Below are 25,598 nucleotides of genomic sequence, written 5' to 3'. Positions count from 1 at the left end.
TGTACGGCGACGTTTGATACGAAACGGGCAACAGAATCGCGATACCATACTCATCGACAGACTCGGCGTCTGCAACGCGTTTTATCGGCAGACGGTCGCGGAACTCAACGTCGTTCTCTGCAAGAAGGTCGCCGTGTTCAACGAGAAGCGCAACCTGGAATACGATCGGAACTATCGCTGACTCCGCCGAACGTGCTAGCGAACGGCCGTCGGTCGGGATGGCTGGCCAGCAGGCTCATCGTTAGTCCTGCCGAGCGCCCGAATCGATATTAATGTCCTGTGCGGTGATGTTCCGTGCGTTCTCACTCGCCAGAAACGCCACTAGAGCTCCGATATCACTGGGATCGACGATGCTATCGAGCGGCAGCCGATCCGTGATTCGCTGTCTCTTTGCCTCTTCGAACGAGATGCCGCGTTTCTCCGACTGCTTCTCGATCATTCGCGTAATACGTTCGCCTTCAACGGCACCAGGACAGATTGTGTTCACGGTGATATCGTGGTCACCCCACTCGTAGGCGAGGTCCCGTGCGAATCCGATCATCCCCGCTTTCGACGCCGAGTACGGCGTTCGAGTTGGATACGGATCCTTTGCAGCGATTGACGAGATATTGACGAGACTCGCCTGCTCGCTCTTTTTGAGATATGGTAACGCGTGCTTGCAGACGAGAAACGCGCCGGTGAGATTGACGCGTAATGTCCGCTCCCATTCCTCGAGCGGTAGCTCTTCGACGGTCTTGTGCGGGCCACCGATGCCGGCGTTGTTGACCACGCAGTCGATTCCGCCGAACTCCTCTGCGGTTCGTTCGAGCGAGTTTTCGATCGAATCGGCCTCCGTGACATCGGTCTTCACGGCGAGCGCTCGGTCGTCGCCGATCGCCTCTGCTGTGTCGTAGATACCGTCACTTCGTGCCGCGACGCCGACCGATGCGCCACGCTCCGCGAGTTCGATCGCGATTTGTCGTCCGATTCCCTGACTAGCACCGGTAACGTACGCGGTCTTTTCGTCCATCATATGCTATTAATTCACAATGAACGCTAAATGCGTTCCGATCTCCCGTCAGTGACTGTGACAGGGCTCGAGAACGTGTTCCTCGAAAGCGGCCGGTTCGATACCGGCCACGGAAGAGGCCGCGGCCGTATCAACGAGAGGTTCGTACAGTCTTGAGGGCTGGGACGCTCCCGTTCACGACGGCGAGCAGCCACACCACCAGCACGGCGCTGAGGACGATTTTGAGTGTCATATTCGGAACGAAACAGATAGCCAGTCCGGCGGCTATGTACACCGTTCGCGCGGGGTAGCCGAGGTTCGCGCGGAAGTCGTAGCCGACCAGCGCGATAACCACCGAGACGATTCCAACCGATGCGGCCACGAACATGAGAGCGGTCGTCGCGCCGTCCCAATAGATGAGCGACTCGTTGAACACGAAGACCCACGGAATCAGGAACGCGAACAGACCGAGTCGCATCGTCTCTTTACAGACATCCCAGAAGGTCGCACCCGCGATCCCGCAGGCCACGGCGCAGGACAACGCGACGGGCGGGGTGATCGTCGAGAGCAACGCGTAGTAGAACACGAACATGTGGGCGGTGATGTCCCCGAGGCCGAGACGCACGAGACCGGGAGCGGTCAGCACGGCGACGACGACGTACGCGGCTGGCGTCGGCATTCCCAGTCCGAACAGGATGCTCGCGAACATCGCGAGCGCAAGCACTGCGAAGAACACGCCGCCCGCGAGAGCGATCATCCGAAGCGAGAAACTCAACGCGAAGCCGGTCTGTGTGATGATCCGAATGACGATGCCGAGGGAGGCGAGGACGGCCGCCAACGGTGCCATATTGACGACGCCGATCTTGCAGCCTTCGATAGTTCGTCGGCCCCAGACTCGGACCGTCTTCGTCGAGGATCCGTCGATGATGAGATCGCGAACCAACGCGGCCGGAACGACGGTGAGAATCGCGTACATGCCCGCGCTCATCGGGTCCCACCGGAGGACGATGAGCGTGTAGATCAACACGACGAGCGGTAATGTGTACGGGGCGGTGCTGATTAGCGTCTCGACGACGCCAGCCTTCTCCTCGTCCGAAACGTTGCGGAGGTCGTCTCCGCGTAGCAGCCATCCGTGTCGGTTTGCCGAGAGGTGGACGGTAAAGGCCATGCCAATGTAGAAAAGCAGCGCCGGAACGATCGCGGCCTGAATGATGTCGACGAAGGAAACGCCGATGATGTCCGCCATCAGAAACGCGGCCGATCCCATGACCGGCGGCAAGATCTGTCCGCCGGTGCTTGCGATCGACTCGATCGAGGCCGCGTACTTATCGGAAATCTTGTTGTTCTGCATTAGCGGGATGGTGAACGAACCGGTCGTCGCGACATTAGCGGCCGAGCTCCCGGTGATCGACCCCATGAGCATGCTCGCGATGACTGCGGTTTGGGGAATGCCGGAACTGACTCGGCTGCCGACGGATTTCCCGACCTTGATTACGTACTCCATTCCTCCGTAAGACTCGACGATACCGGCGAAGAAGATGAAAATCACGACCCAGGTGGCACCGACCCCGATCAGGAACCCGTAGACGCCGTTCAGCGCCACCGAGTTGCTGTAGATGATCGTCTCCAAGGAGAAGCCGCCGTGGTTGAGAATTCCGGGGAAGAGCGGGCCGGCGTAGCCGTAGACAATCGCGAAAACAGTGACGAGACCGAGCAGTTTTCCGTACGCCTTCCACGTCGCGTGGATGGTGACCAGGATAATTATCGCACCGACGATCAGATCCGTGTTCGTGTAGAGCAACTGCTCTCGCGCCTCCCTGAGCCATCGCCAATAGTTAACATGTACGTACGCCGTTGTAGTGGCGATAGTGATAACCAACGCAGCGGAAGCGGCGTTGTTCAACCGTCCGCGCACGCTCTCGCGGGAGAAATCCAGATCAGAGAGGTAGAACGCGACCAGCAGCAGCCCCAAGTGGATGTTCGAGTGCTGTGACCTCGGCATTCGACCACTGTAAGCGTAGTACAGGTGCCAGAGGACGGTCACGATACCTAGCGTGTAAAGCAGGATGCGAACGCCGCGTTCGAGGGATAGATCGGACCGTGAGCGAGGGATAATTTCGGGAAGGTCGTCGATGTCGTCTGGAGTGTCTCCATCTCCGTCTGTTGGCGTCGCTCCTGTTTCGGCCATACTCTTTCCGATTGGCTACGACCTAATAATACTTATGCGAACAAATACCGTGAGAGCCACAGTCTCCCGCATCAAATTGAACTCCGATTGCCTTGAGGAACCGGCGTCTCTGATCACGGAAGGAACAACCCGTGCACAACGTATTTCTCGTCCGACGGTAATCTACCGAGTATGCCGGACGATGCCGTGACAGCAAGTTTCGACGAGGGAATCGCAACGATCACACTCGACCAGCCCGAACGACTCAACGCACTGTCGGACGACATCAAGCAAGGAATCGAGAGCGCACTGGACGCCGTCGACGAGCGGGACGACGTTCGATGCGTCGTGTTCGAAGGAACCGGAGACGCATTCTGTGCCGGCGGCGACATCGGCGGAATGGAAGACCGGGACGAGTCCGAACGGGGATCTCGAGACCGCGTCCGCGACCTCATCGAGTCCTGCGAGCGGATCCCGATTCGGATCTACAACTGCGACGTTCCAACGGTCGCCAAGATCGACGGCTACTGTCTGGGTGCCGGCGTCGGCTTCGCTCTCGCCTGCGATATCCAACTGGCGAGCGACGAGGCAGCGTTCGGACTCGTGTTCAGAAACATCGGCCTGTCGATGGACTTCGCGACATCGTTTTTCGTCCCCCGAGAAGTCGGCTGGAACGTGGCGAAGGAATTGGCCCTCACGGGCGAGATCATCTCCGCCGAACGAGCACACAAGCTAGGTTTAATCAACCACGTATACGGAACGGACGAGTTCGAGTCGGCTGCGGGCGAACTGATCGAAGGGATCGCGACCGGCCCGACGATCGCGCTCGGATACTCCGCACGGAACATCGATCGATCGTACGGTGGGACGATACGAGAGGCGGTCGAACGCGAAGCGGAAGCACAGAACATCGCCTACGGGACTGCTGATCACGACGAAGGCGTCGCCGCGTTTCGGGAGGATCGCGAACCTGACTTCAGCGGGCACTGATCCGGTCGATCGATCCGTTCGCTTCGGATGATTTCGATCGACAATCGGAGACCGGAAGTCCGCGAATCGGATGTTTTAATCTATTCCTCACCGATCCGATTGCTATGACGGATCACTACGAGGATCTGGAGATCGGTGAGACCTATGAGACGGGGAGCTATACGGTCACGGAGGAGGAAATCATCACGTTCGCCGAGCAGTTCGACCCGCAACCGTTCCACACCGACGAGGAAGCTGCGAAGGAGTCGATGTTCGGCGAATTGGTCGCAAGCGGTCTCCACACGCTCTGCCTGTCGGTTCGGCTGTTCATTACGGATATCATCGACGGCGACGACGGGATCGCGAACATGGGTGGCCTCGGTATGGACGATCTGCGCTGGCACGAACCGGTCCGACCCAGCGATACGCTTCGCGTCCGAATTTCGGTCCTCGAGAAGACGCCATCGTCGTCCCGGTCGGATCGCGGCTACGTCGATTTCCGCCGGATCGTTATCAATGAGGCCGACGAAGAGGTGATGTCGATCGTTTCGCATAACATCGTCCGCCGAGCCGACGCTGCGGACTGACGCCGCCAATGGCGACTACTGATCACGTGGGCAACTGACTACCGCCGGTTTGCAGGCGGATCCGCCGAATCGGAACGCGACTCAAGGATGCGGATTTGATATGTGAATCGTCAGGACGCTCGTACATCGGACGCGAGAGTCAGTGACGGGAGACTGTCCTCGACGGATATGGTTGGTGTTCGTCGTCCTGCACAATCGGTCTACGAGACAGAGATAGAGACGGCGTTCGGGTGTTGCCTCACGCGAGTTCTTCGCCGTTGACGATACGGCGAGCCCAGTCGACGAGCGTTACCGTTCGCTCCTCCATCCGCGGATACGTTTCGTTGTCCGCGTTCCCCTCGAGGTATCGCCGGTAGAACATCTCGCTGAGCGCGCCGATCTTATAGATCGCCAGCGCGCGGTAGAACCGCTCGTTCCGGAACGTGTAACCGGTCCAGGACTCGTAGTAATCGACGAGTTCGTCGCGCGAGTGATAGCCCTCCGCGAGCTGGAACTCCCTGCCTCCCGGAGAGCCGAAGATATCGGTCTCGGCCGTCGTTTCTGGCCAGAAGGTGAGGAGCCAGCCGAGGTCTGTAAATGGATCGCCAACCGTCGATAACTCCCAGTCGAGGACGGCGGCAATCTCCGGTGGCGTTCCAGTGGCGAACATGACGTTGTCGAGTTTGTAATCTCCGTGCACGAGCGTATGTGGGTATGTTTCGGGAACGTTCGACTGGAGCCACGACGTCACCTCATCGATGTGGGGCACCGGTCGATCGGTTTCGGTCACCTCGAACGCCCACTCGTACTGCGATTCCCACCGATCGACCTGCCGCTGCGTGAAGCCGCCAGGCGAACCGAATTCGCCGAGTCCCGCTGCTTCGTAGTCGGTGTTGTGGATCTCGGTGAGCGTGTCAATCAACTCGCGCCCGATCGTCTCGCGGTGTCGCGGTTCGGCGAACTGCGTCGGCTCTTCGGCCCTGCTAACGACGCCATCCTCGCGTTCCATCAGGTAGAACTCGGAACCGATGATGTCCTCGTCCTCCACGGGTAGCACCGTCGTCGGTACTCGAACCGACGTCTCCTGTAGCGCCTCCATCACGGTGTATTCTCTGAGGACGTCGTGTGCCGTGTCCGCGGTCTCTCCTGGCGGCGGCCGGCGGAGCACGAGGTCCCGGTTGCCCCACGTCACGAACAGCGTTTCGTTGGACTGCCCGTCGAGGTGGCGCTCCACCTCGAACTCGTCAGCCGGGCCGAGCGCGGACTCGAGATGAGATCTCAGTCGGTCCTCGTCTACGAGTCGGTCGAAGAACGCCTCGTCGCCGTCACTCATCGTTTTCCACCACCTCTCTCGAGGGAATCGGAAACGCGGTTACCCATGCTACTATCTGCGTTCCGGAACGTCAAATAGATCCCGGACCGCTTATGCGTCAACTGTTCGGATCGGTGATCGACGGAGGATTTACAGTGGTATATGATATCGTCCAACTCATGGAGTACCACGACTCCGAGACGGCCACGGAGGTCGCACAACGGATCGAATCGTTCATGGACGAAATCGTCATTCCACGGGAGCGGGAAGCGCTCGCCGACGACGACGTAATTCAGATGTCCGAAATCAAGAGGCTGTGGGAACTGGCGAAAGAACGCGATCTCTTCGCTCCGCAGATGCCCGAGGAGTACGGCGGGCAGGGGCTCGACTTCCAGGACATGCTTCCTTCGTTCGAGCAGGTCGGTCGATCGCTCATCGGTGCGCTCTCGATCCGCGCCAACGCGCCCCAGGAGGGGAACATGCACGCCTTAGAGAAGGTCGGAACGGAGGACCAGAAGGAGCGGTGGCTCCGTCCGCTTGTGCAGGGAGAGATCTCCTCCGCGTTTTCGATGACCGAACCCATGCAAGGGGGCGGCTCGGATCCGAAGATGTTGCGGACGTCGGCCCTCAAAGACGGCGACGAGTGGGTTATCAACGGCCACAAGTGGTGGACATCGTATGGAATGGATGCGGACTTCCTCCTCGTGATGGCGCGAACGGACTTCGACGCCCATCCCTACGAAGGGAGTTCGATCGTCCTCGTGCCGACCGACGCGGAGGGAGTGAACGTCGTCCGAAACATCCCGCACATGGGCGCCGATATCACCGATCGGGTCGGCGGCCACGCCGAGATCAAGTACGAGAACGTTCGCGTTCCCGTCGAGAATACGATCGGTGAGGAAGGCGAAGGCTTCAGGGTGGCGCAGCTTCGTCTCGGCGGCGGGCGGCTCACACACTGCATGCGGTACTCGGGAATGGCCCAACGGGCCCTCGACATCGCGAAGGCGTACCTGAGCGAACGAGAGGGCTTTGGCGAACCGTTATCGGACAAACAGGCCCTCAGACATCGCGTCGCCGATGCGGAGACGCGCTTGCACGCGGCACGAACGATGATCCGTCACGCGGCCCGCGAACTCGACCGCAGCGACGCCCGTATCGAGGTCGCGATGGCCAAGACGTTCACGGCGAACGTCACGAGCGACGTGATCGATCTGGCACTACAGTGTTGCGGGGCCAACGGTATTGGGAAGGATCTTCCGATCGCACACTTCTACGAGGAGGTCCGTAAGTTCCGTATCGTCGACGGTGCAGATGAGGTTCACCGCCGGTCCATCGCCCGCTGGGCATTCGAGGACGTTCCATCTGACGAGATGGAACGCGTCCTCCGGTTCGATCCTGATCGACTAGTCGAGCCCGACGATAGCCACTGAGTACGGCTTCGACATCAGCTCTCATCGCTACTGGACTCGATTCAGCGATTCTTTCGTTTATTGTGACATGAACGCTGGTCGTCTCCCTATCGCCGCCTCGAAAGAACGTCGGATCGTGCCCTCGTCGATAAGTCGATCGAGGGTCTCTGAGTCCGTTAGACGGGAATCATCAGTGTGGTGGGTCTCCGCCGGCTACGCCTCTAACTCCGAACGCTTGATTTTCCCGCTCGAGGTCTTCGGGAGCTCGTCGACGAAGTCGATCTCGCGGGGGTACTCATGTTTCGAAAGCCGCGATCGAGCGAACGACTGGAGATCCGACGCCAGCGCGTCCGAGGGAGTCGAACTCGATGTCGGCACGACGACCGCCTTGACGATACTCCCGCGAGTCTCGTGCGGTGCGCCGACGACCGCAACCTCCTCGACAGCGGCGTGTTTCATCAGCGTCTCCTCGACCTCCTCCGGTCCGATCCGATAGCCGGCGGAGATGATTACCTGATCCGCCCGCGAAACGTACCAGAAGTAACCGTCCTCGTCGCGTTTCGCAAGGTCGCCGGTCCGCCACCAGAGACCGCTGTATGCCGTGAGCGACGCCTCGGGGCCTCGCCAGTAGCCGCTCGTTCGTGTATTCTCGCCGCGCTTAACTGCGATTTCACCGACCTCACCAATACCAACGTCAGTCCCGTCTTCGTCGAGTAGCATCACCTTGTAGCCGGGGACCGGCTTGCCCATGCTCCCCGGTTTGATCTCCCAGTCGGGGAACGGGTAGTTCGCCACAACCATCCCTGACTCAGTTTGTCCGTAGGCATCGAGCGGCCGCGTTCCGAACGCGTCGTCGCACCACTCGACCGTTGACTCGTCTAACGATTCGCCGGCAGAGACGAGCACCCGGAGGTCGATGTCGTAATCGTCAGGAGAGACGGACGACGCTCGAAGCTTGCGGAGTCCCGTCGGCGGGACCATCGCGTTCGTGACGTCGAACTCTTCGAAGGTCTCGAGGAGCTGTTCAGGGTCGAACGGTCCGCGGTAACAGCCGGCAGCAGTTCCACGCAACCCCGCCGCGAGCATGCCGGCGGTGAAGCCGTATGACCACGCCGGCGACGCCGCGACGAAGTAGCTGTCCGTCGGTTGCACGTCCACCACGTGTTCAAGGTACGAGTGGAGTCGGATCGCTCCCTCGTGGGTCGACGGACAGCCCTTCGGCTGACCCGTGGTTCCGCTCGTGTATTTGATGGCATACGTGTCGCTCGGATGGGTCTCGACGGACCGGAACGCGGCCCCGGACCGCCTGACGACGTCGTAGGACTCGATATCGATCCCGTCCGGCCGGTCGTCGAGATCGAGTCCGTCGGTCCCGTCGACGACGAGTACGGTCTCGAGGGCCGGTACCGCCTCACCGTCGAGCTTCGAGACGTGCTTGGACGTGGTTACAAGCACCGACGAACCCGAATCTGCGAGCCGATATTGCAGCGCTTCGGGACCGAACAGCGGCGCTAGCGGCACGTAGACCCGTCCCGCTTTGATAGTGCCGTATGCGGCGGCGTAGAGTTCTAATTGGGCGGGAAGCATGGCGGCGATCCGATCGCGGGGTCCCGCGTTTTCGGCGAGGTAGTTGGCTACTCTATTCGACGCGGCGTTCAGCTCAGCGAACGAGTACGTCTTGTTCGAACCGGTTTCGAAGTCGCGCAGCCGAAGCCCGGTCTCCTCGGAGTCGCCGTGCCGGCCGAGCGCCTCCTCGGCCACGTTCAATGACTCTCTGTCGCCAACCGTAACCAGCTTGTCCCAGGCTCGTTTGCGGTCGTACAGTTCGGTGACGGATTCGTAGATGCTATCGTAGGTCATGCGTTGCGTGGCGTTCGTGGTCGAGGTCGGCTTCGGATACTCCCGGAGTGCGTACTCATCCGTCTGCTCGAGCGGTCGTCGTCGATCATAATGGTAGCTGTTCATACACATGTATATAACGCTAGGGGTTAGACGATGTCCGCAATGGCACCCGAGCCCGGCGTGAGGGACCAATAACGGCATCTATGTGTCCGCGAACACTCGCCAGTAAGCTACCGGTCGAGATTGCCCATCGCGGCCACGTAGATCGTCGGGCTGGCGTGCTCGCCGGCGTCGATCGCGAAGCCCGAGAGATCGAAAAATGGCCTGTCGTACTCGACGCGCTCGCTCTGACAGAACGACCCGGCGATTTCGATGAACTCGCGGACCCGTTGGAGCACCCGAAATCTTCGCCGTAGATGTCCTCGATCGATTCCGTTCGCTCGAGGAGTCGGGTCCCGGGCGGAGCAGCGCTATGACCCCAGCTTGTCACTCAGATCGTTTCGAGCCCACGGTCTCGGGGTCTGAGGTCCTAGAGACACGTCTCTCGCCCGAGTTCATCGACGCCGGAAACGGAGGTAGCGTGCATGTGCTGTTCGTTCACCTACCGGATACCGATAGGTATCGTCGCCTACCGATGCGATCTATTCCGATTCCGCGGCGAGTCGGGCCTCGAGGAGGCGCTCGCGGTACGCTTCCGGTGACCCGAGGAAGTTCCGCCAGCCCTTGGCCTGTTTCAGGTGGATGTGTGCGTCGTGATCCCAGGTGAAGCCCATGCCACCGTGGTTCCAGATGTCGTCGCCGAACACGCGGTGCAGTCGATCGGCTGCGAAGACTTTCGTCGCGGCGGCGGCGCGTCCCGCGTCCGGTTTCTCGTTGTCGAGAGCCCACGCGGCGTAGTAGACCAGCGAGCGGGCGCTCTGCATGTCGAGCCACATATCGGCGATCCGGTGTTTAACGGCTTGAAATCTGCCGATCGGGTAGCCGTACTGCTCACGTTCGTTTCCGTGTTCGACGGAGCGGTCAACCGCGCGGTCGGCCGCTCCAGTCAGCATCGCCATCGCCGCAACGGTAAACCGTTCCATCGCGTTCGAGAGCGCGGTTCCGCCGCCGTGAAGCGGTCCCAACAGCGCCTCCTCACCGACCGTGAGGTCGTCGAAGACGAGTTCGTATACCGGTCGCGTCCAGTCGAGACTGTCCATCCGCCGTGCCTCCACGGCCTCTCGATCTGTCTCGATAGCGAACAGGGAAACCCCCTCGTAGCCGCGGGCGTCCCGAGTCCGTGCGACGACGACAACCGCGTCGACATCACCGCCGTACGGGACGAGCGTCTTCGTCCCATCCATCCGAAACTCCGCCCCATCATCGCTCTCACGTCGTTCGGCGCGCATTCGAATCCCCTCCGGGAGCGGTTCGGTCGCGTCGTCATACGCGGCGACGCTCATCCGAACCTCACCGTCGGCGATCGCTGGGAGGTACCTCGATTTCTGCTCTTCGGTGCCGAGTTCCGTGAGCAACGGCACCGCGACCGCTGCCGTCTCGGGAAGCGGACCGGGTAACGCGTACCGACCCGCAGTCTCGAGAAGCGCCGCCAAATACACCATCCCCTCACCGAACCCGTCGTACTCGAGCGGGACGGTTATCGCGGTGTAATCGAGGTCTGCCAACTTTCCCCACAGCTCGTTGATAACCTCGTCGTCGCCTTCCAGTTGCCGCCTGGCGAGTTCGATACCGCCTTCGGAGTCGATGAACTCGCGTGCTGTCTCCTGTACTCGTCGTTGCTCTTCAGTCAGTCTCGCATCCATGATTACTCACTCCTGTGACTCGTTTCACTCTTGATGTCCTTCGGTAGGCCGAGCACCCGTTCGCCGATGATGTTTCGCTGGATATCGCCAGTTCCGGCGGCGATCCACGACCCGTACGATCGAATGTACCCGCTCGTCTCGTCGAAACCCTCGTGGCCGTTTTCCCACAGCGCCGCGGCCGGCCCCCGCACGTTTACCGCGAAATTGAGGAGGTCCTTTCGTAGTTCGTCGCTGACCACGAGGTCCATCGATCCCTCGGGGCCCGGTGACCCCATCTCTCGTTGCTTACTCACGTTCCGATAGTGACTCACCTTCGCCGCCTGAATGCGCGCGTCGAAGTCGGCCAGTTGTTGACGGATGTGCGGCTTCTCGATCAGCCGCGTCCCGCCGCGAGTTTCCGTCCGACAGTACTCGAGGAGCTTCTCATACCGCTGCTCGATGGAGTAGATCGATGTCATGCCGTGTTCGTACGCTGAGAGAGCCATAACGACATCCCAGCCCTCGTCGACCTCACCAACGACCATGTTACTGGTCGTGACCGCGTCGTCGAAGTAGACCTGATTGAAACTGCGGTCGTCGTTGGCTTGACGAATCGGTTCGGTGCTGATCCCCTCCTGGTCCATGTCGACGAGGAATGCGGTCAACCCCTCGTGTTTGGTCCCGGAAGAATCTGTTCGAGCGACCAGAAAGCACCAGTCGGCGACGTGTGCGTAACTGGTCCAAATTTTCTGTCCGTTGAGTTGCCACTCGTCGCCGTCCCGTTCGGCACGAGTCGTCAGACTCGCGACGTCGGAACCAGCTTCCGGTTCCGAGTACCCCTGACACCAGATCTCCTCGGCGCTGAGGATGTTCGGAACGAACCGTCGCTTCTGTTCTTCCGTGCCCAGCTCAATCAGCGTCGGACCGATGAGGTTGATGCCGATGACGTTGATCTGGGGCGGCGCGTTGATCCGAGCCATCTCCTCTCGGTAGATCGTTTGCTCGATTAACGACGCGCCGCGGCCGCCGTACTCCTCGGGCCAGTGGATGCCGGCCCAGTCGTCTTCCGCAAGTATTCGTTGCCAGTTGGTCAGGAATCGAATCCGTTCGTCTTCGTCGTCCGGCAGTTTTCGGTCGCCATCGAGCCATCCGCCCGGTACGTTCTCCTCGAGCCATGCCCGTAACTCGCGCCGAAACGCTTCTTGGGCGTCCGTGTAGCTGAAATCCATTGGTCTCTTGTCGCAATCCTCCGCTTCTCCCAAACACGTCAATTCCAATAAATCATGGCTTAAACTCCTCGACATTATTCAACGTAATGTTCCTCCGAAGACGACGTGCAGTAATCCGTAGCGAGCGAGCGAACGACCGCCGCCAGCTGTCAACGAAGACGCTCTTGAGGGACGGCCAGCGATCAATCGTCTGCCACCGGCTGTAAGTTCGGTATCGGGCGAAGGTATGTGTTCGCAAACAAGACGGCAATGATCGTAACGGCGGCCGTTTGAGCGGGGAATGGACCCATCATCCCGATCACAGATAACACCAGATAGCCCATCTGGTACGGCCGACTGATGACGGTTTTTCCGTTGAAGCCGGTCAGCGCGACGACGAGCGCACTGATGCTCGTGAACACGAGCACGCAGGCGATCAGCGTCTCGGGAAACGACCAGTAGATAAGGCTCTCATTGGTGATGAACGCGAACGGAATGACGAATCCCGGGGCCCCGATCCGGAGCGCCTGCTTACACGACCGCAAGAACCCGCTTCCAGCGATTTTCGATCCGATTGCGACCGAAATCGCCACCGGAGGCGTGATCGCCGACAGCATCGCGAAGTAGAAGACGAACATGTGGGTGGCTATTTCGGCAACCCCGTACTGGATCATCGCCGGAGCGACGAGAACGACCACGAGGATGTACGCGGCCGGAGTCGGCATTCCAAGGCCGAAGAGGATGCTCGTGATCATAGCGAGCAACAGCAGAATAACGAAGATGCCGCCGGAGAGGGAAATCATCTGGGCGCTTATCTTCTGCGTGAGACCCGTCTGCGTGAGCATATTGATCACGATGCCGAGCGACGCCAGAATCCCCACCAAGGGAGCCATCTCCACCGCGCCCTGTTTAAGCCCGAGGATGGTCTGTTTCGTCGTATGGACCACCGTCGAAAGGGAAACACCGTCGACGACGATATTCCGAACGTACATCGTCGCAACGAGCGTCAAAATCGTGTAAAACCCCGCACCGAGCGGCGTCAGTCGCATGCCGACAAGCGTGTAGATCAACACGATGAGCGGTGCCAGAAAGTGGATGCCTTTCAGAAGGACGCTTCGGTCAAACTGTCCGGTCTCCGTCGCCGTCCAGCCGTACCGGAGGACCAGCAGGTGCGTGGCCAACATCGCGCTGAAGTAGAATATCAAGGCAGGGATGATGCCCGCCCGGATGATCACGAAGTAGGACACGCCGAGGATATCGGCCATGAGGAACGCAGCAACACCCATCACGGGCGGAAGCATCTGGCCGCCGCTCGAGGCCACCGCTTCGATGGCAGCAGCGAAGTCGCCGCGGACACCCTGGTCTTTCATCATCGGGATCGTGAAGCTTCCGGTCGTCGCCGTGTTCGCAGCAGCGCTGCCGGTTATTGACCCCATCGCCATGCTGCCGATGACGGCGATGTGAACGACGCCGCTCTCGAGTACCTTCCGGACCTCCTGAGACGCTTCGATAATGAAGTCCATGAGGCCGTACACCTTCGCCATCCCGGCGAACATGATGAAGATCGCAACCCAGGTAGACCCGACGTTGAGGATAAAGCCATACGTCCCGCTGAAGGCAATTGCGCCCTCGCGACTGACCTGCTCCCAACCCATCCCTGTGTGTCGGAACAGACCAGGTAGGTTCGGCCCGATAAACGACGTCGCGTAGAGTATGGATGCGACGACGACCGAGCCGACTGTCTTGCCGTAAGCGCGGGCGGTGGCTTCGGTGACGAGCGCGATGATAACGATCCCGACGTACAGGTCAGTCTGCGTCCAGCCGATCATTCGGGCTTCGTTGAGGAGCCGATCGAAGTTGAGTTCGACGTACCCGGTCACGATCACTGCGACGACCGCGAGCGCGAGACAGATCGCCGGATTCGCACGCCGGTACGCGGACCGCACACGCCGGTAATAGGAGCCGTCAAAGGCGGGCAGTCTGTCACCGAGTAGCGAAGTCAGTTTATTAGATCCGTCACGCTCGGTGGACCGAGCGTCGACGGGTTCGGTCGTGTCCGGTTCGTCCGCCGCTGCATCGACCGATTCGGCTATCTGGGCGGATTCCGTTGTCGTGTCGACGGACTCGGAAACCGGTGGGGAGTCGGCCGTATCATCGGGATTCAACTGTTTGTGTGCCTCGACAAGATAGAACAACGACAGTCCGAGACCCAGGAACAGGTTGCTGTATCGGAGTTCGCTCATGGGAATCCGCCAAGCGTAGTAGAGCGTCATCAGCGTCATCGTCACTCCGATGACGAAAATAACGCCGCGTAAAATCATCGTCGGTTCGACCGATCGTCTGGAAATATCCCGGGAAAATTTCATTGGTGGTCTTGCTTGTGGGTGACATGTTCAGTTTCGCTACTCGTCGGCTCGACCGCCTTCAGCTTGGTCCCAGACTCCGATCTCCTCGAGGAAATCAGCGGCCGCTGGATGGAACGGGACCTCCGAATAGGAGTAGGCGACCCACTGTTCCGCGTCTTGATGATAGGTCATCAGATCGTGGATGTCTCCAAACTGGTCGCGGTGTTCCCACATGGCGGTCAGCGTATCGTACAGTACATTGTAGCTCACGTCGTTTCGGGTGACAAAATTGTACGCGTTCCCCGGCGTTTTCATCGGCTGATCGTCGGGGACCGAAGCGTACCCGTCCAGTTCGCTTGTGTCGATCTCCATCACCTCGATGAGCGGGTCGTTTTCCATCTCCTCAATCGCGTCGTCGGGCCACTCCAGCACGTGCAGGTCGACGACACTCTTCTGCTCTTCCGCATACGCCCCCTCGATCTCGAAGTTCATGATAGGGACGACGCCGACATCCAGTGACCCCTCCTGAAACGGGCCTGTCTGTGACGTGAAGTCGACGCTGACGGCCTTGTAATCGTCCAGAACGTAGTCGAGTGCAAGCAACAGGTTATCTCTGGTACCAGCACCGGTCTGAGTCGGGGAGACGCGCGTGTTCGGTCCGATGTCCTCGATCGAGTTCATGCTATCGTCGGGGGTGATGAAGAGCCACGGCGTGGTCAGCCAGTGCATGACCTCGTTGAGTTCGAAGCTCAGACCATCGAACGGTTCGACACCGTTCAATACACGACCCGCGTCGTAGTTTTGCGTGTACGCTACCTGTGCTTCGTCGCGCTCCAGCCGTCCCATGTTCGCACCAGTTCCTTCGCTCGGCCGCCCTTCCATGTATATCCCGTCGGTGTTCTCGTTGACGATCGGTGCGATACCTTGAACCGAAATCGTCGTTGAACTCGAAGACGACGTACACGTCCAGATCAATTCTTCTTCGCCCTCGGCAGGTCCGTCCGGACTTTCGCCGCCTGCGCAACCGGCTAAGCTCACCGCACCCGCACCCACCGCGGTGATGTACGATCGACGACCCAGCATTCGCTGATTGTCAGACATGGTCTCCCACACCTACATAGAGGAGATACTTCAAAATTTGCGGTTAAATGCACGCAAAATTCCCACGAGCATTTATGTCAGTTCGTCTTATCCTCTCGGAGAAATGGCGTGCAGGTAGTCCATCGACCGCTGAAATCGGGCCGACGGCCGAGGTTACGATGGCGAATAGCTTCGCCAGCGATAGCGCCGAACAAGTCACCAGGGAGGGGATCCAGATCTACGGTGGCTACGGCTACACAACGGAGTTCGACATCGAGTGATACTGGCGGCCCCCCGAGTGACGCGGATCTTCGAAGATACCCACGAGATTCAGAAATAAATCATCGTCGACACCTTACTGTCGCCGGGAGCTTCCGTAGTGATCGGAACACGTAGAGTTTAGAGCCACTGTGCCAAAAAGACGCACGATGGACACCAACCCGCTGGCGGACAACGGAGCAATTGTTACCGGAGCGAGCGCAGGAATCGGGCGGGAAACGGCGCGCGTTCTCGCGGCCGACGGCGCGGACGTGACGCTCGTCGCCCGTCGCGAGGACCGACTGGAGGAACTCGCTAACGAAATCGAATCCGAGACGGACACCACAGCGCTCGTCTGTCCGGCGGATGTCAGCGACGAGGCTGAGGTACAGGCGGTAGTCGAGGAGACGGTCTCGACCGTCGGCAGACTAGACATCCTCGTGAACAACGCAGGGATCGCGACCGACTCCGAAACGCCCGTCGAGGAGTTCCCGACGGACCAGTATCGAACCGAGATGCGGAGTCACGAATACTTCATGTCCAGTTCGAGTTCGTTCGCCGTGCCGAGAAGGATGTTCGGAATCAACTCCTCGAGACGCTCCCCCCGAACCCGGTGGGTGGGACCAGAGACGCTGAACGCGCCAAAAACACCGCCGTCAGGGCACTCGATCGGAACGCCGATCGCTCGAAGGCCAGGAATCGTCTCCTGATTGTTGATGCTGTATCCCCGCTTTCGGATCTCCTCGAGTTCCGCGTAGAGTTCGTCCTCGTCGGTAATCGTGTTCTCGGTCAACGCTGGCAGTCCGTGTCGATCGATAATCTCCTCGACGCGCGCTTCGGGGAGGAAGGCGAGAATTGCCTTTCCCGCGGCCATCGACTGGAGCGGTCGGTACTTGCCGATTTCGGAGTTGGTATGGACGGCATGCTCGCCCGTCGCTCCGAACACGTACACGGCCTTTCCGTGTTCCTCGATGACGAACTGCGCTCGTTCATCGGTCTGGTCGGCTATCTTGTCGACCTTGTCTCTCGCCATCTGGTACGTCTCGGTTCGTTTTCTCGTCCGTTCTCCCAACTTCAGGAACCGGAAACTGATCCGGTACTCTCCGTCCTCCTTGACGACGTACTCGAGTTCCTCGAGAGTCGCTAGGTGCCGATGGACAGTGCTCTTTGCGAATCCGAGCTCGGACGCGATTTCGGTAACCCGACCGCCGTCCTCTCGAGCCAGCGTTTCGATGATGTCGAATGCCGTCCCTGTCGCCTTCACCGTCCCCGGATCGGTGTGCGTTGCCATGGCAAGCTCTACCTTGTTCCCCGTGATAAATATTCCGTATAATCGAACGCCAGCCCATCTCGAGAGCATCCCGATAGCTCATACTGATTTCCCGGCTACCGACCGTCGACCCGACTATCCAACTCCGGATTGAACATCACGGATTCGGGGACAGGCTTGGTTGAGTACCAGCCCTTTCGGGTGGCTGGGTCCCACTTTTTGCCGGCGTATCGCGATACGGAACGACCCGTTAAGGCCCGTTTTCTGGGGGATTTATTGAGTATAACCGATATTGTTTGGGTGATGTTATCTGACAGAGTAATCATCGTGGCCGGTGGCGGCCACGGTCTCGGAGAGCAGTCAGCGATCGAACTCGGTGCTTCGGGTGCGACCGTCGTCGTCAACGATCTGGGATCCACCGTTCACGGGGAAGGTGAGAGCGTCGAGCCGGCCGAGGAAACCGTGGAAGCGGTCAAAGCAGCCGGCGGCGATGGGATGGCCCACTTCGGCGATATCAGCTCGACAGAGTACACCGAGCAACTGGTCGCCGACACCGTCGAGGAGTACGGCCGGGTCGACGGCGCCGTCAACTTCGCAGGCATTCTCAACGATTCGATTCTGTATCAGATGACCGACGAGGAGTGGGATAACGTGATCAAGGTCCACCTCCGCGGCCATTTCGCCTTACTCCGGAATCTGGCGGCACACTGGCGGGAGGTTGCGCGCGAGTCGGACGACTACCTTGAGGACGGGCGGTCGTTCCTCTCCGTCTCGAGTCGCTCGGCGCTCGGAAACATTGGCCAGTCCAACTACTCGGCGGCAAAGGCGGGCGTGCTCGGTCTCACGAGGGCCGCGGCGAAGGAACTCGGCCGCTACAACGTTCGCGTGAACGCTCTCCTTCCGACCGCATACACGCGGATGATCGAGGACATTCCGGACGATCAACAACCGTTCACCGAGGAGGAGCTCCCGCCTGAGAAAGTCGCCCCACTCGTCGCCTACATGCTCAGCAGCGAGGCGTCGGAGATCAACGGCTGGTCCGTCCGGGCGGCCGGCGACGCGGTCGGCTTCGTTTCAGACCCGGAAGTCATCCGTCTCGGCTATCAGAACGGCGGCTGGACGCCGGAGGATATCGCCGAGCGGTTCACCGACGAGGTCGGGGACGGACTTGCGCTCGACAAATCGGGGAACGCGTTCTGAACGATGCCGTCAAAATCACTCACCGAACTCGAGGAGCAAGTCGGGCGAACGGTGACGACGGTCGAGGATTTCGTCGTCGAACCCGGAAAGGTCGAAGAGTTCGCACGAGCGATCAAGGACAACAACCCAGTGTTCCGAGATGAGTCGGCCGCTCGCGACCAAGGCTACGAGGCGATTCCCGCGCCGCTAACTTTCACCCGAACGGCCTACTTCCCGCGAAACCGTCCCGACGGTGTCGACCTCGATCACGGGTTCGACCTCGGGTTCGACCAGTCTCGAGTCGTCCACGGCGAACAGGAATACGTCTACGAACGGCCGCTTTACGCCGGCGATGTCCTTTCCGGAGAAACGACGCTCGTTGACGTCTACGAGCGGACCGGTTCCCGAGGCGGAACGATGACCTTCGCCGTGCTCGAGACGGTCTACCGAGACGACGACGGCGAACACGTCCTCACGGAACGGTTGACGCGGATTGAACTCGCTGAGAAAGGTGGTGACGATGACTGACGCGTACGAACGACGGCCCACTGCGGCGGACATCTCGGTCGGCGATACGGGGCCAGAACTCGTGGTCGAAGAGTTGGAACGAGAGGACTTCGTCAGGTACGCCGGTGCGAGCGGGGACTTCAATCCGATCCACTACGACGAACCGTACGCCCGCAACGCCGGCAACGAGAGCGTCTTTGCACAGGGAATGCTCACGGCGGGGTTCGTCTCACACATGATCTCCGATTGGTTCGGGCTGGATCGGATCGAGCGGTTCACGGTCCGGTTTCAGGAGCGCGTGTTTCCGGACGATACGATCGCGGTGACTGGAGAAATTACCGACGTGACCGCCGGTGACGAGGACGTAACCGTCACTGCTGACCTCGAAGCGAAGACGGACGGCGGCGATGTCGTCTTGAGCGGCGAAGCAGTCGCGAGACTGCCATCAGAGTGATCGGATGACTCTAGAAGAGCGAGTCGCTCTCGCCGTCGCCGTCGGAACCGCGGCACTGTTTTGTCTGACTCGTTCACTCGGAGCAGAGGAACACGATCGCGTCGCTGAACGTACCGGAGGTCGATTCGATGACCGAAACCAACTCGATTCTGGCCGCCTTCGTCTCCTCGTCCGAATCGTATTCGCCTCGATCAACCGTTCCTTCGAAGTGCCACGCGCTGAACTCGCTGTCTAATTGTCACCTTTCGCCACGCCATTCCTACTCCATACGCTAGATCTGAGCACACTTTCATCCGAACAGTGCCATCACATCGCACGCATCGTTTCAGTGGTAAGACTATCGCTCCCGTCAGAGATAACGCAGATATTCGGCACGATTACACTCCTTCTCTTTCTCCGTTCGTGATCGAATTATACCGTAATCTTATGTGAATTGGTCTGAAAGTGGTGCGTGTATGTCCGATACACCATTCTCCGAGCAGTTCGACTTCACGGACGACGGAGTTGTCGTTACTGGCGGTGCAAGCGGTATTGGGAAAGCGGTCTGTGAAACCTTCGCGGTGCAGGGCGCAAATGTCACCATCGCCGATGTTGACGTGGAGGGTGCTAAAGACACCGCTTCGACCCTGAAAGACGAGTACGATACGCAAGCCATTGCCGTCGAAACGAATGTCTCCTCGTACGAGGACGCCACGGAGATGATTGAAACCACTGTCGACGAGTTCGGTTCGGTCGACGTCCTCGTCAACAACGCGGGTCTCAGCACGCGTACGTCGTCGTTCCTCGATTCGACACCTGAGGACTGGGATCGATCAGTCGGCGTCACCTACTTCGGGACGATGAACTGCACTCACGCTGCGCTTCCGCACATGATCGAACAGGAGGGTGGCTGCGTGATCAATTACGCGAGCGATTCCTACAAGGGGAACGACCCCTCGCTCGCCGTATACGGCGGCGCGAAGGCGGCGAACGTCGCATTCACGATGAATGTCGCCAAAGAAGTCGGCGAACACGGTATCCGTATGAACATTGTCTCGCCGGGGACGACCGAGACGCCTGCGACTGAGGACTGGATCGCCGAGTATCGCGACAAGATTCTCGACTCGTACGCGCTTGACCGTCTGGGAACGCCCGAGGATATCGCTAACACGGTCGTCTTCCTTGCGAGCGACGCTGCCGACTGGATCACCGCGGAAGTGGTGAGCGTCAACGGCGGCTATATCCGTGGTTGATTCGGACGATCGACGCCGCGAGACGCCTCGGTAGCGAGTGCAGTACTGTTCGGTCCCACACCGGTGCAAGTGATCGATCTCGGGACGGGTTCCCGAGCGGGGTGGACGTATCGAACGCTACGACATTCGTCACACTGTCGTCAGAGAACTATCTTCCGACGCCGTACGCTTCGCGATCGTATTACGTTGGAGCGCGTCGGTGCCTTCCGTGATTCGTTGGATGCCAGTGTCGTGTAGTTGGCCCGTAAACGGATTGTTTCCGATGAGATTGTTCGCCCCACGGATCTAAATGATCCGATCGGCCGAAGCTGTATCGCAGCGCTATTTTGAAGTCAGCGGACGTATACGAGCACATATGCGACTTGATGGCATTCGAGTGCTGGATTTGACCCGATTGCTACCTGGACCGTACGCGACGCAGCTGTTGGCCGACTCAGGAGCAGAAGTGGTGAAAATAGAAGACACGGACGCAGGCGATTACGCTCGTGAGGGAAAGCCCCGATCGGACCGCGGCGTTGGCGCCGTGTTCGAAATGGTAAACAGGGGGAAACGGAGCGTCTCGATCGATCTCAAGACCAGTGACGGAAGAACGGCTTTCTATCAACTCGTCGAAGACGCGGACGTCGTGTTCGAGGGGTTTCGTCCCGATGTCGTCGATCGGCTAGAAATCGATTACGAGACACTCACATCCTACAACGAAGAGCTCGTCTACTGTTCGCTCACCGGCTACGGACAGGACGGACCGTGGTCTGATCGGGTCGGTCACGATCTCAACTACGTCGGCCTCGCGGGACTGCTGGATATGACTCGTGAGTCCGCGTCAGACAAACCGCAGATGCCGGGGTATCCGATCGGCGATATGGCCGGTGGGCTGTTCGCCGCGTTCGCCATCACCGAAGCACTCCTCTCTAGAGAGTTGGGGAACACCGGCGGCGAATATATCGACGTCGCTATGACTGACGTAGTCGCCTCGTTCTCGCAATCGATCGCGTACCAGGCACTCACCCAAGATTCGGCCGCTCCTCGCCCGGGTGAGACCCATCTCACCGGGAGCGTGCCGTGGTACGATAGCTACAAAACTGCCGACGAGCAGTGGGTGACACTCGCAGCTCTCGAGCCGAAGTTCTGGCGCTCGTTCTGCGAGGCCGTCGGCAAAGAACACCTCATCAAGGCACACACCAATCCTGATTCTGATACGCTCGCGGATGTCACCCGAGAACTCGAGGAGCTGTTCGCCCGGCGAACGCGCGAGGAGTGGGAAGAGATGCTCGGTACCGTTGAGGCAGCATTTGGCAGCGTCTACAGTCCGGCGGAGATGGTCGACCACCCGCAGATAACGAATCGCGGTCTGATCGAGCGACCGGACGACGCCCCGCCTTGCGTGGGCTTTCCGGCTCGCTCGAGCGAGATGGCCGAGAGGTCGGACAAACGGCTCCCGGAACAGGGAGAACACACCGACAAATATCTCGCGGAAGCGGGATACACCGACGACGAGATCAATGAACTCCGAGACGCTGGAGTAGTGAAATAAGTCGCGAGTCGGCATTTGATTGATAGCGATTTGGATCGCGTCACCGTCGAAAAACGGTGTCGGTGTCGATCGGTTGTTCGCGAGGACGGTTCTGGCTCGCAGTAGCCACGGCAACGCGGTCGAACGCCCTCCACGAACGCAAGCCGTTTGCGGAACTCTTCTGATAACATACGTGAATAGCCACATCCCATGTTCCCTATAACGGAACAGGAGAACATCTATACATTCGCTTATAATGGGCTGAAATATTCAGATGCAAAGGTGATCATCGTTCGGGGATACGCTCGCGAGTAATCCTTCACGATGTTTTCCAGCAATACTATTGGAAAATCTGGTACTGAAGGTATCTTGGGGATCATTACCAATCATCCGGACATTCCATATCGAGGAACGTCGCTCCTGAGTACTACTCTCCCGGCGAATGAGCTGTGCAGAGTGATCAATTAGGATCGAGCTCGGGACTAGTGGCAAGGATCGTTCGGAAATACAGAACCTCCACATATCAGGATCACACTTGATGAGACTCGAGAATCGAGGCGATGTCACGGAATCCGGCTCGAATTGTACCAGCTGTATCTGATCTGAGCAACCTACCGTGGACACAATAGACTCATCAGCTTGGGTAAACATGATAGGTATAACTAGTACAATAGGTAGACTGTGTAGAATAGGTACAATAGATAAAGTATATAGAGCAGATACAATAGTTGGAGTATGTAGAATAGGTACAATAGGTGAATTAGGTAGAATAGGTGGGATAGCTACACTACCTTAGGAACCTATTGTACCTATTTTTCCTTGTTGAGCCCTCAATCGGTGATCGATTCCACAAGCCGTGATGAATACATATGCGTATCTTGCAATCGGTTCTGGACCGATTCCCCTGGGAGTCACAACACCGGGTTAGGATGGCATCGCCCTGTGTCTGAGAGGTGGAATTACCCATCAGCGTTAGCTATGAAGCAATTGAACAGTCGCCTATGCGTACGTCTCCCCTCTCAGCAATCGCCGTCGTCGCCCTCCTGGTCTTTGCGGGCTGTACTGGATTTTCAGGCACGGGCGGGAACGGGTCGTCTCCCAACGCGTTCCCCGACGAGTTCCCGAACGCGTCGGCCATCGACCAGTCGGTTCGACATTCTCGTTGAGAACGGCCTAGTCATCGAATCTTCAAACAACAACAAGCGACTCGTCCAGATTAACCGGGAACGGTTGTCAATCCCCGACGATCCGATTCTTCGCATCCCTCAGCCGGAGTTCCACGAACCCGTGAAGACCGCCGTCGACGAGCTGACTGTCAAGTTAGACAGCGTACTTGGGGTCATCCTCTATGGGAGTGTGGTCCGTGGTGAAGCTGACCGACGTAGCGACATCGACCTCTGGGTACTCACTCAGGGTGAACGGGCTGCAAACCAGCGGGAAGCGAACGCCATCGCGCGTGACCTGGAAGAGACTGAGTTTGACGGGAGTCGGTATGCCTTCGATATCGACGTTGAGGCGGTGCAAGCAGTGCCCACGTACACGGAGGACATCCGGGAAATCGTTGTCTCCGGCATCCCTATCTACCAGATAGACGCCTTCGAGACAGTCGAAAACCTGCTCCTTGAGGAAGGTGGCGGCGATGAGTAGTGGATCTAACCCGGCTGACGTCCGCGATACGTTAGACCGTGCTCAGGACGCCTTCGAGATGGTCGGTCGTGGCCGGGTTAAGTTCGAGGTCGGGATTAGCGACGGCAACGATTGGGTGACCCAATTGACGAAGGCGTGCCGCCTCATCGAAGTCACTGGGACGCTTCAAACGGTGGGTAGGTACCATACGGCGCTGATCGAGGTCAGTTTCGGGCTGTTGAACGGTCTATCGAGGCGTACGCGCTCGTGATGACAAACGATGAGCTTCAAGACTTTCAGGACCACCAGTTCGCCTACGAGCGCGCACAAGAGATTGGCCTGTTCACCAAGGAGACTGCAGCGGATATGAAGAATCTGTACAGCGAGAACCGGACAGAGAGCTACTACGGGGGTGGACGACCGACGGAAGAGCAAGCGGACGCGATGGCTGACCTCACAGCTGCTGTCCACGAGTTCGCCGGGAACCAAATTCGGGAAGGCGGCGTCTGTATCTGTGAATAACAGAGTTTAGAGCCTTAACAAGCGGTTGTATATCGTATGTCGGTATACCATATTCTGGCGAACCGTCGCATAAATTCTGCGTTTGGATTTCTACAAACCACCATTCAGATAAGTCTCAGTACCTCACAAAGCGTCCCTGCTCACTTGGGCTGAAGCCGCAGTTTTATCCTGATCGGTAGTGCTTAACGGGAGTTCTGACCGAAGATTGAGCAGAGTCGTTGCTGTCGGCGGCAGTCAGCCGCCGACGCGACGGCATTGCCACTCACAGGAAGGCTGGCTCGGTCAGGTCTTAGCGGTGGAACCGGTCGTCAGGTGGCCGGTTTGCGGGGACGGCCCAACGCACCGCGAGGGCCGTCCACGCTGCCCAGCATAGCATCTTGATGAACTCCTTGAACGACCAGGACCAGAGGCGACGCCCGCCACGGTGGGTCGTCGCCACGTACTTCCAGTGCAAGTACTGCCAACACGCATCTGGATCGTTCCCGCGATTGCCCTCGAGCACGCTTCCTCACCGGATCGCTCCGAGAACCCTCCTCGTGAAGGGCGAACCCGTCGGAATTTGGAGTGGCGATCGTGCAGTGAGACGACACACATTCGGTGGCTTCGATGAAGTGCCAGTTCCAGAGATTCCCGACTCACCGATCTGGGAGTGTACCAGGTGTCAATTCCCCTGACACGGGCCGGATCCTGACAATCCGAGGGGGGACACGCACCACTAAAATGGAAGAACTGACATCCACCACCGATCCGGAGGAAACACTTGCAATTGAAAATGTGGTCGGCTCAACCAGCCTTGAGCAGGAACTCGACCTCGAAACCCTCGCTGACGATCTCGAAGACATCTCATACGATCCGGAGCAATTTCCGGGATTGGTTTATCGCACGATCGATTCGAAGGCAACGTCGCTGATCTTTCGATCGGGCAAACTCGTCTGTACTGGTGTGTCATCAGTCATCAATTGATGATCTCGAAGACGCAGTCCGAATCACGGTCGAAAAACTTCGGACGTTAGGTATTGCGGTGCTAGCTGATCCAGAGGTGACGATCCAAAATATCGTGACGAGTGGTGATTTCGGGGCTCGACTCAATCTCACTGCGATTGCGATCGGTCTCGGGTTGGAGGCGGTCGAGTACGAACCAGAACAATTCCCGGGATTGGTCTATCGATTGGACGAGCCAGATGTCGTCGCCTTACTCTTCGGCAGTGGCAAACTCGTGATTACGGGTGGTGAACAACCGTCAGATGCACAAGCAGCGATTGAGACGGTTCAGACACAGCTGGTCGAGCTCGACCTTTTGGAGACGTGACCCCGTGTTTGGGCAGCAGCCCTTTAGGACAGAAGTGGCTATGGAGGTTTTCGTTGCTACTCGT

The 25,598-nt window shown here is 58.9% G+C and carries 22 protein-coding genes and 3 pseudogenes; 14 read left to right on the top strand and 11 right to left on the bottom strand.

The window, feature by feature from the left end; genetic code table 11:
- Positions 1–241: 241 nt before the first annotated feature.
- Together SM755_RS14790 and SM755_RS14785 are read right to left on the bottom strand one after the other, a co-directional pair.
- Positions 242–1,012 (bottom strand): SDR family NAD(P)-dependent oxidoreductase, encoded by a 771-nt coding sequence (locus tag SM755_RS14790; protein WP_323173336.1) that lies wholly within the window; start codon positions 1,010–1,012, stop codon positions 242–244.
- A 127-nt stretch (positions 1,013–1,139) separates the two neighbouring features.
- Positions 1,140–3,176, bottom strand: coding sequence for a TRAP transporter fused permease subunit (locus SM755_RS14785; RefSeq protein ID WP_323173335.1), 2,037 nt, complete (start codon positions 3,174–3,176; stop codon positions 1,140–1,142).
- Between the two features lie 171 nt (positions 3,177–3,347).
- On the opposite strand from SM755_RS14785, the gene SM755_RS14780 reads away from it, so the two are divergent.
- Both SM755_RS14780 and SM755_RS14775 read left to right on the top strand, forming a co-directional pair.
- The gene (locus tag SM755_RS14780) at positions 3,348–4,145 is read left to right on the top strand and encodes an enoyl-CoA hydratase-related protein (RefSeq protein WP_323173334.1); all 798 of its coding nucleotides are present in this window, start codon (positions 3,348–3,350) and stop codon (positions 4,143–4,145) included.
- A gap of 104 nt (positions 4,146–4,249) precedes the next feature.
- Positions 4,250–4,711: a MaoC family dehydratase gene (locus SM755_RS14775; protein WP_323173333.1), complete on the top strand. Its 462-nt coding sequence runs from the start codon at positions 4,250–4,252 to the stop codon at positions 4,709–4,711.
- 238 nt (positions 4,712–4,949) lie between these two features.
- Here the strand turns inward: SM755_RS14775 and SM755_RS14770 are convergent, their stop codons facing one another.
- Positions 4,950–6,023, bottom strand: a complete 1,074-nt coding sequence (locus SM755_RS14770; protein ID WP_323173332.1) for a phosphotransferase family protein — start codon at positions 6,021–6,023, stop codon at positions 4,950–4,952.
- 158 nt (positions 6,024–6,181) lie between these two features.
- Between SM755_RS14770 and SM755_RS14765 the strand changes: the two genes are divergently transcribed.
- Positions 6,182–7,432: an acyl-CoA dehydrogenase family protein gene (locus tag SM755_RS14765; protein ID WP_323173331.1), complete on the top strand. Its 1,251-nt coding sequence runs from the start codon at positions 6,182–6,184 to the stop codon at positions 7,430–7,432.
- A gap of 192 nt (positions 7,433–7,624) precedes the next feature.
- Here SM755_RS14765 and SM755_RS14760 read toward each other — a convergent pair whose 3' ends face one another.
- The 6 genes from SM755_RS14760 to SM755_RS14735 form a co-directional block, all read right to left on the bottom strand.
- Positions 7,625–9,376: an AMP-binding protein gene (locus SM755_RS14760; protein ID WP_323173330.1), complete on the bottom strand. Its 1,752-nt coding sequence runs from the start codon at positions 9,374–9,376 to the stop codon at positions 7,625–7,627.
- 107 nt (positions 9,377–9,483) lie between these two features.
- The gene (locus tag SM755_RS14755; protein WP_323173329.1) at positions 9,484–9,651 is read right to left on the bottom strand and encodes a hypothetical protein; all 168 of its coding nucleotides are present in this window, start codon (positions 9,649–9,651) and stop codon (positions 9,484–9,486) included.
- Between the two features lie 243 nt (positions 9,652–9,894).
- Positions 9,895–11,055 (bottom strand): acyl-CoA dehydrogenase family protein, encoded by a 1,161-nt coding sequence (locus tag SM755_RS14750; protein WP_323173328.1) that lies wholly within the window; start codon positions 11,053–11,055, stop codon positions 9,895–9,897.
- A 2-nt stretch (positions 11,056–11,057) separates the two neighbouring features.
- Positions 11,058–12,263, bottom strand: coding sequence for an acyl-CoA dehydrogenase family protein (locus SM755_RS14745; RefSeq protein ID WP_323173327.1), 1,206 nt, complete (start codon positions 12,261–12,263; stop codon positions 11,058–11,060).
- A 182-nt stretch (positions 12,264–12,445) separates the two neighbouring features.
- Positions 12,446–14,563 carry a TRAP transporter fused permease subunit gene (locus tag SM755_RS14740; RefSeq protein ID WP_323173326.1) on the bottom strand — a complete coding sequence of 706 codons (2,118 nt, stop codon included), beginning with the start codon at positions 14,561–14,563 and terminating at the stop codon, positions 12,446–12,448.
- 81 nt (positions 14,564–14,644) lie between these two features.
- Entirely contained in the window at positions 14,645–15,688 is a 1,044-nt protein-coding gene (locus SM755_RS14735) for a TAXI family TRAP transporter solute-binding subunit (RefSeq protein WP_323173325.1), read from the bottom strand.
- A gap of 74 nt (positions 15,689–15,762) precedes the next feature.
- On the opposite strand from SM755_RS14735, the gene SM755_RS14730 reads away from it, so the two are divergent.
- Positions 15,763–15,948 carry an acyl-CoA dehydrogenase family protein gene (locus tag SM755_RS14730; RefSeq protein ID WP_323173324.1) on the top strand — a complete coding sequence of 62 codons (186 nt, stop codon included), beginning with the start codon at positions 15,763–15,765 and terminating at the stop codon, positions 15,946–15,948.
- Between the two features lie 147 nt (positions 15,949–16,095).
- Positions 16,096–16,431: pseudogene (locus tag SM755_RS24465) on the top strand (SDR family NAD(P)-dependent oxidoreductase); the annotation flags it as partial.
- A gap of 17 nt (positions 16,432–16,448) precedes the next feature.
- Here SM755_RS24465 and SM755_RS14725 read toward each other — a convergent pair.
- Entirely contained in the window at positions 16,449–17,216 is a 768-nt protein-coding gene (locus tag SM755_RS14725) for an IclR family transcriptional regulator (RefSeq protein WP_323173323.1), read from the bottom strand.
- A 282-nt stretch (positions 17,217–17,498) separates the two neighbouring features.
- On the opposite strand from SM755_RS14725, the gene SM755_RS14720 reads away from it, so the two are divergent.
- The 8 genes from SM755_RS14720 (at position 17,499) to SM755_RS14685 (ending at position 24,225) form a co-directional block, all read left to right on the top strand.
- Complete coding sequence (locus SM755_RS14720) at positions 17,499–18,395, top strand: SDR family NAD(P)-dependent oxidoreductase (RefSeq protein ID WP_323173322.1); 897 nt, start codon at positions 17,499–17,501, stop codon at positions 18,393–18,395.
- A gap of 3 nt (positions 18,396–18,398) precedes the next feature.
- Positions 18,399–18,902 (top strand): MaoC family dehydratase N-terminal domain-containing protein, encoded by a 504-nt coding sequence (locus SM755_RS14715; RefSeq protein WP_323173321.1) that lies wholly within the window; start codon positions 18,399–18,401, stop codon positions 18,900–18,902.
- Positions 18,895–19,335 carry a MaoC/PaaZ C-terminal domain-containing protein gene (locus tag SM755_RS14710; RefSeq protein WP_323173320.1) on the top strand — a complete coding sequence of 147 codons (441 nt, stop codon included), beginning with the start codon at positions 18,895–18,897 and terminating at the stop codon, positions 19,333–19,335. The genes SM755_RS14715 and SM755_RS14710 overlap by 8 nt, the downstream gene beginning before the upstream one ends.
- Positions 19,336–19,790: 455 nt before the next feature.
- Positions 19,791–20,567: an SDR family oxidoreductase gene (locus SM755_RS14705; protein WP_323173319.1), complete on the top strand. Its 777-nt coding sequence runs from the start codon at positions 19,791–19,793 to the stop codon at positions 20,565–20,567.
- A 355-nt stretch (positions 20,568–20,922) separates the two neighbouring features.
- Positions 20,923–22,098: a CaiB/BaiF CoA-transferase family protein gene (locus tag SM755_RS14700; RefSeq protein ID WP_323173318.1), complete on the top strand. Its 1,176-nt coding sequence runs from the start codon at positions 20,923–20,925 to the stop codon at positions 22,096–22,098.
- Positions 22,099–23,078: 980 nt separating this feature from the next.
- Entirely contained in the window at positions 23,079–23,243 is a 165-nt protein-coding gene (locus SM755_RS14695) for a hypothetical protein (protein WP_323173317.1), read from the top strand.
- Between the two features lie 121 nt (positions 23,244–23,364).
- Entirely contained in the window at positions 23,365–23,724 is a 360-nt protein-coding gene (locus tag SM755_RS14690) for a nucleotidyltransferase domain-containing protein (protein ID WP_323173316.1), read from the top strand.
- A gap of 249 nt (positions 23,725–23,973) precedes the next feature.
- On the top strand, positions 23,974–24,225 hold the full coding sequence (locus SM755_RS14685) for a hypothetical protein (RefSeq protein ID WP_323173315.1): 252 nt from the start codon (positions 23,974–23,976) through the stop codon (positions 24,223–24,225).
- A gap of 289 nt (positions 24,226–24,514) precedes the next feature.
- Here SM755_RS14685 and SM755_RS14680 read toward each other — a convergent pair.
- A pseudogene (locus SM755_RS14680) lies at positions 24,515–24,688 on the bottom strand (ISH3 family transposase); the annotation flags it as partial.
- Positions 24,689–24,945: 257 nt separating this feature from the next.
- On the opposite strand from SM755_RS14680, the pseudogene SM755_RS14675 reads away from it, so the two are divergent.
- A pseudogene (locus SM755_RS14675) lies at positions 24,946–25,534 on the top strand (TATA-box-binding protein).
- Positions 25,535–25,598: the final 64 nt, after the last annotated feature.

Origin of the sequence: Natrialba sp. PRR66 (genome assembly GCF_034808065.1) — an archaeon.
Classification (GTDB): domain Archaea; phylum Halobacteriota; class Halobacteria; order Halobacteriales; family Natrialbaceae; genus Natrialba; species Natrialba aegyptia.
This window is presented reverse-complemented; position numbering and strand designations above follow the sequence as displayed.

Coding starts and splice junctions, on each gene's coding strand:
- SM755_RS14780 (WP_323173334.1), top strand. CDS start 3,348: ATGCCGGACGATGCCGTGACAGCAAGTTTCGACGAGGGAATCGCAACG.
- SM755_RS14750 (WP_323173328.1), bottom strand. CDS start 11,055: ATGGATGCGAGACTGACTGAAGAGCAACGACGAGTACAGGAGACAGCA.
- SM755_RS14775 (WP_323173333.1), top strand. CDS start 4,250: ATGACGGATCACTACGAGGATCTGGAGATCGGTGAGACCTATGAGACG.
- SM755_RS14700 (WP_323173318.1), top strand. CDS start 20,923: ATGCGACTTGATGGCATTCGAGTGCTGGATTTGACCCGATTGCTACCT.
- SM755_RS14790 (WP_323173336.1), bottom strand. CDS start 1,012: ATGATGGACGAAAAGACCGCGTACGTTACCGGTGCTAGTCAGGGAATC.
- SM755_RS14785 (WP_323173335.1), bottom strand. CDS start 3,176: ATGGCCGAAACAGGAGCGACGCCAACAGACGGAGATGGAGACACTCCA.
- SM755_RS14770 (WP_323173332.1), bottom strand. CDS start 6,023: ATGAGTGACGGCGACGAGGCGTTCTTCGACCGACTCGTAGACGAGGAC.
- SM755_RS14725 (WP_323173323.1), bottom strand. CDS start 17,216: ATGGCAACGCACACCGATCCGGGGACGGTGAAGGCGACAGGGACGGCA.
- SM755_RS14740 (WP_323173326.1), bottom strand. CDS start 14,563: ATGATTTTACGCGGCGTTATTTTCGTCATCGGAGTGACGATGACGCTG.
- SM755_RS14705 (WP_323173319.1), top strand. CDS start 19,791: ATGTCCGATACACCATTCTCCGAGCAGTTCGACTTCACGGACGACGGA.
- SM755_RS14720 (WP_323173322.1), top strand. CDS start 17,499: ATGTTATCTGACAGAGTAATCATCGTGGCCGGTGGCGGCCACGGTCTC.
- SM755_RS14695 (WP_323173317.1), top strand. CDS start 23,079: ATGCGTACGTCTCCCCTCTCAGCAATCGCCGTCGTCGCCCTCCTGGTC.
- SM755_RS14710 (WP_323173320.1), top strand. CDS start 18,895: ATGACTGACGCGTACGAACGACGGCCCACTGCGGCGGACATCTCGGTC.
- SM755_RS14730 (WP_323173324.1), top strand. CDS start 15,763: ATGTCAGTTCGTCTTATCCTCTCGGAGAAATGGCGTGCAGGTAGTCCA.
- SM755_RS14715 (WP_323173321.1), top strand. CDS start 18,399: ATGCCGTCAAAATCACTCACCGAACTCGAGGAGCAAGTCGGGCGAACG.
- SM755_RS14760 (WP_323173330.1), bottom strand. CDS start 9,376: ATGAACAGCTACCATTATGATCGACGACGACCGCTCGAGCAGACGGAT.
- SM755_RS14685 (WP_323173315.1), top strand. CDS start 23,974: ATGACAAACGATGAGCTTCAAGACTTTCAGGACCACCAGTTCGCCTAC.
- SM755_RS14735 (WP_323173325.1), bottom strand. CDS start 15,688: ATGTCTGACAATCAGCGAATGCTGGGTCGTCGATCGTACATCACCGCG.
- SM755_RS14765 (WP_323173331.1), top strand. CDS start 6,182: ATGGAGTACCACGACTCCGAGACGGCCACGGAGGTCGCACAACGGATC.
- SM755_RS14745 (WP_323173327.1), bottom strand. CDS start 12,263: ATGGATTTCAGCTACACGGACGCCCAAGAAGCGTTTCGGCGCGAGTTA.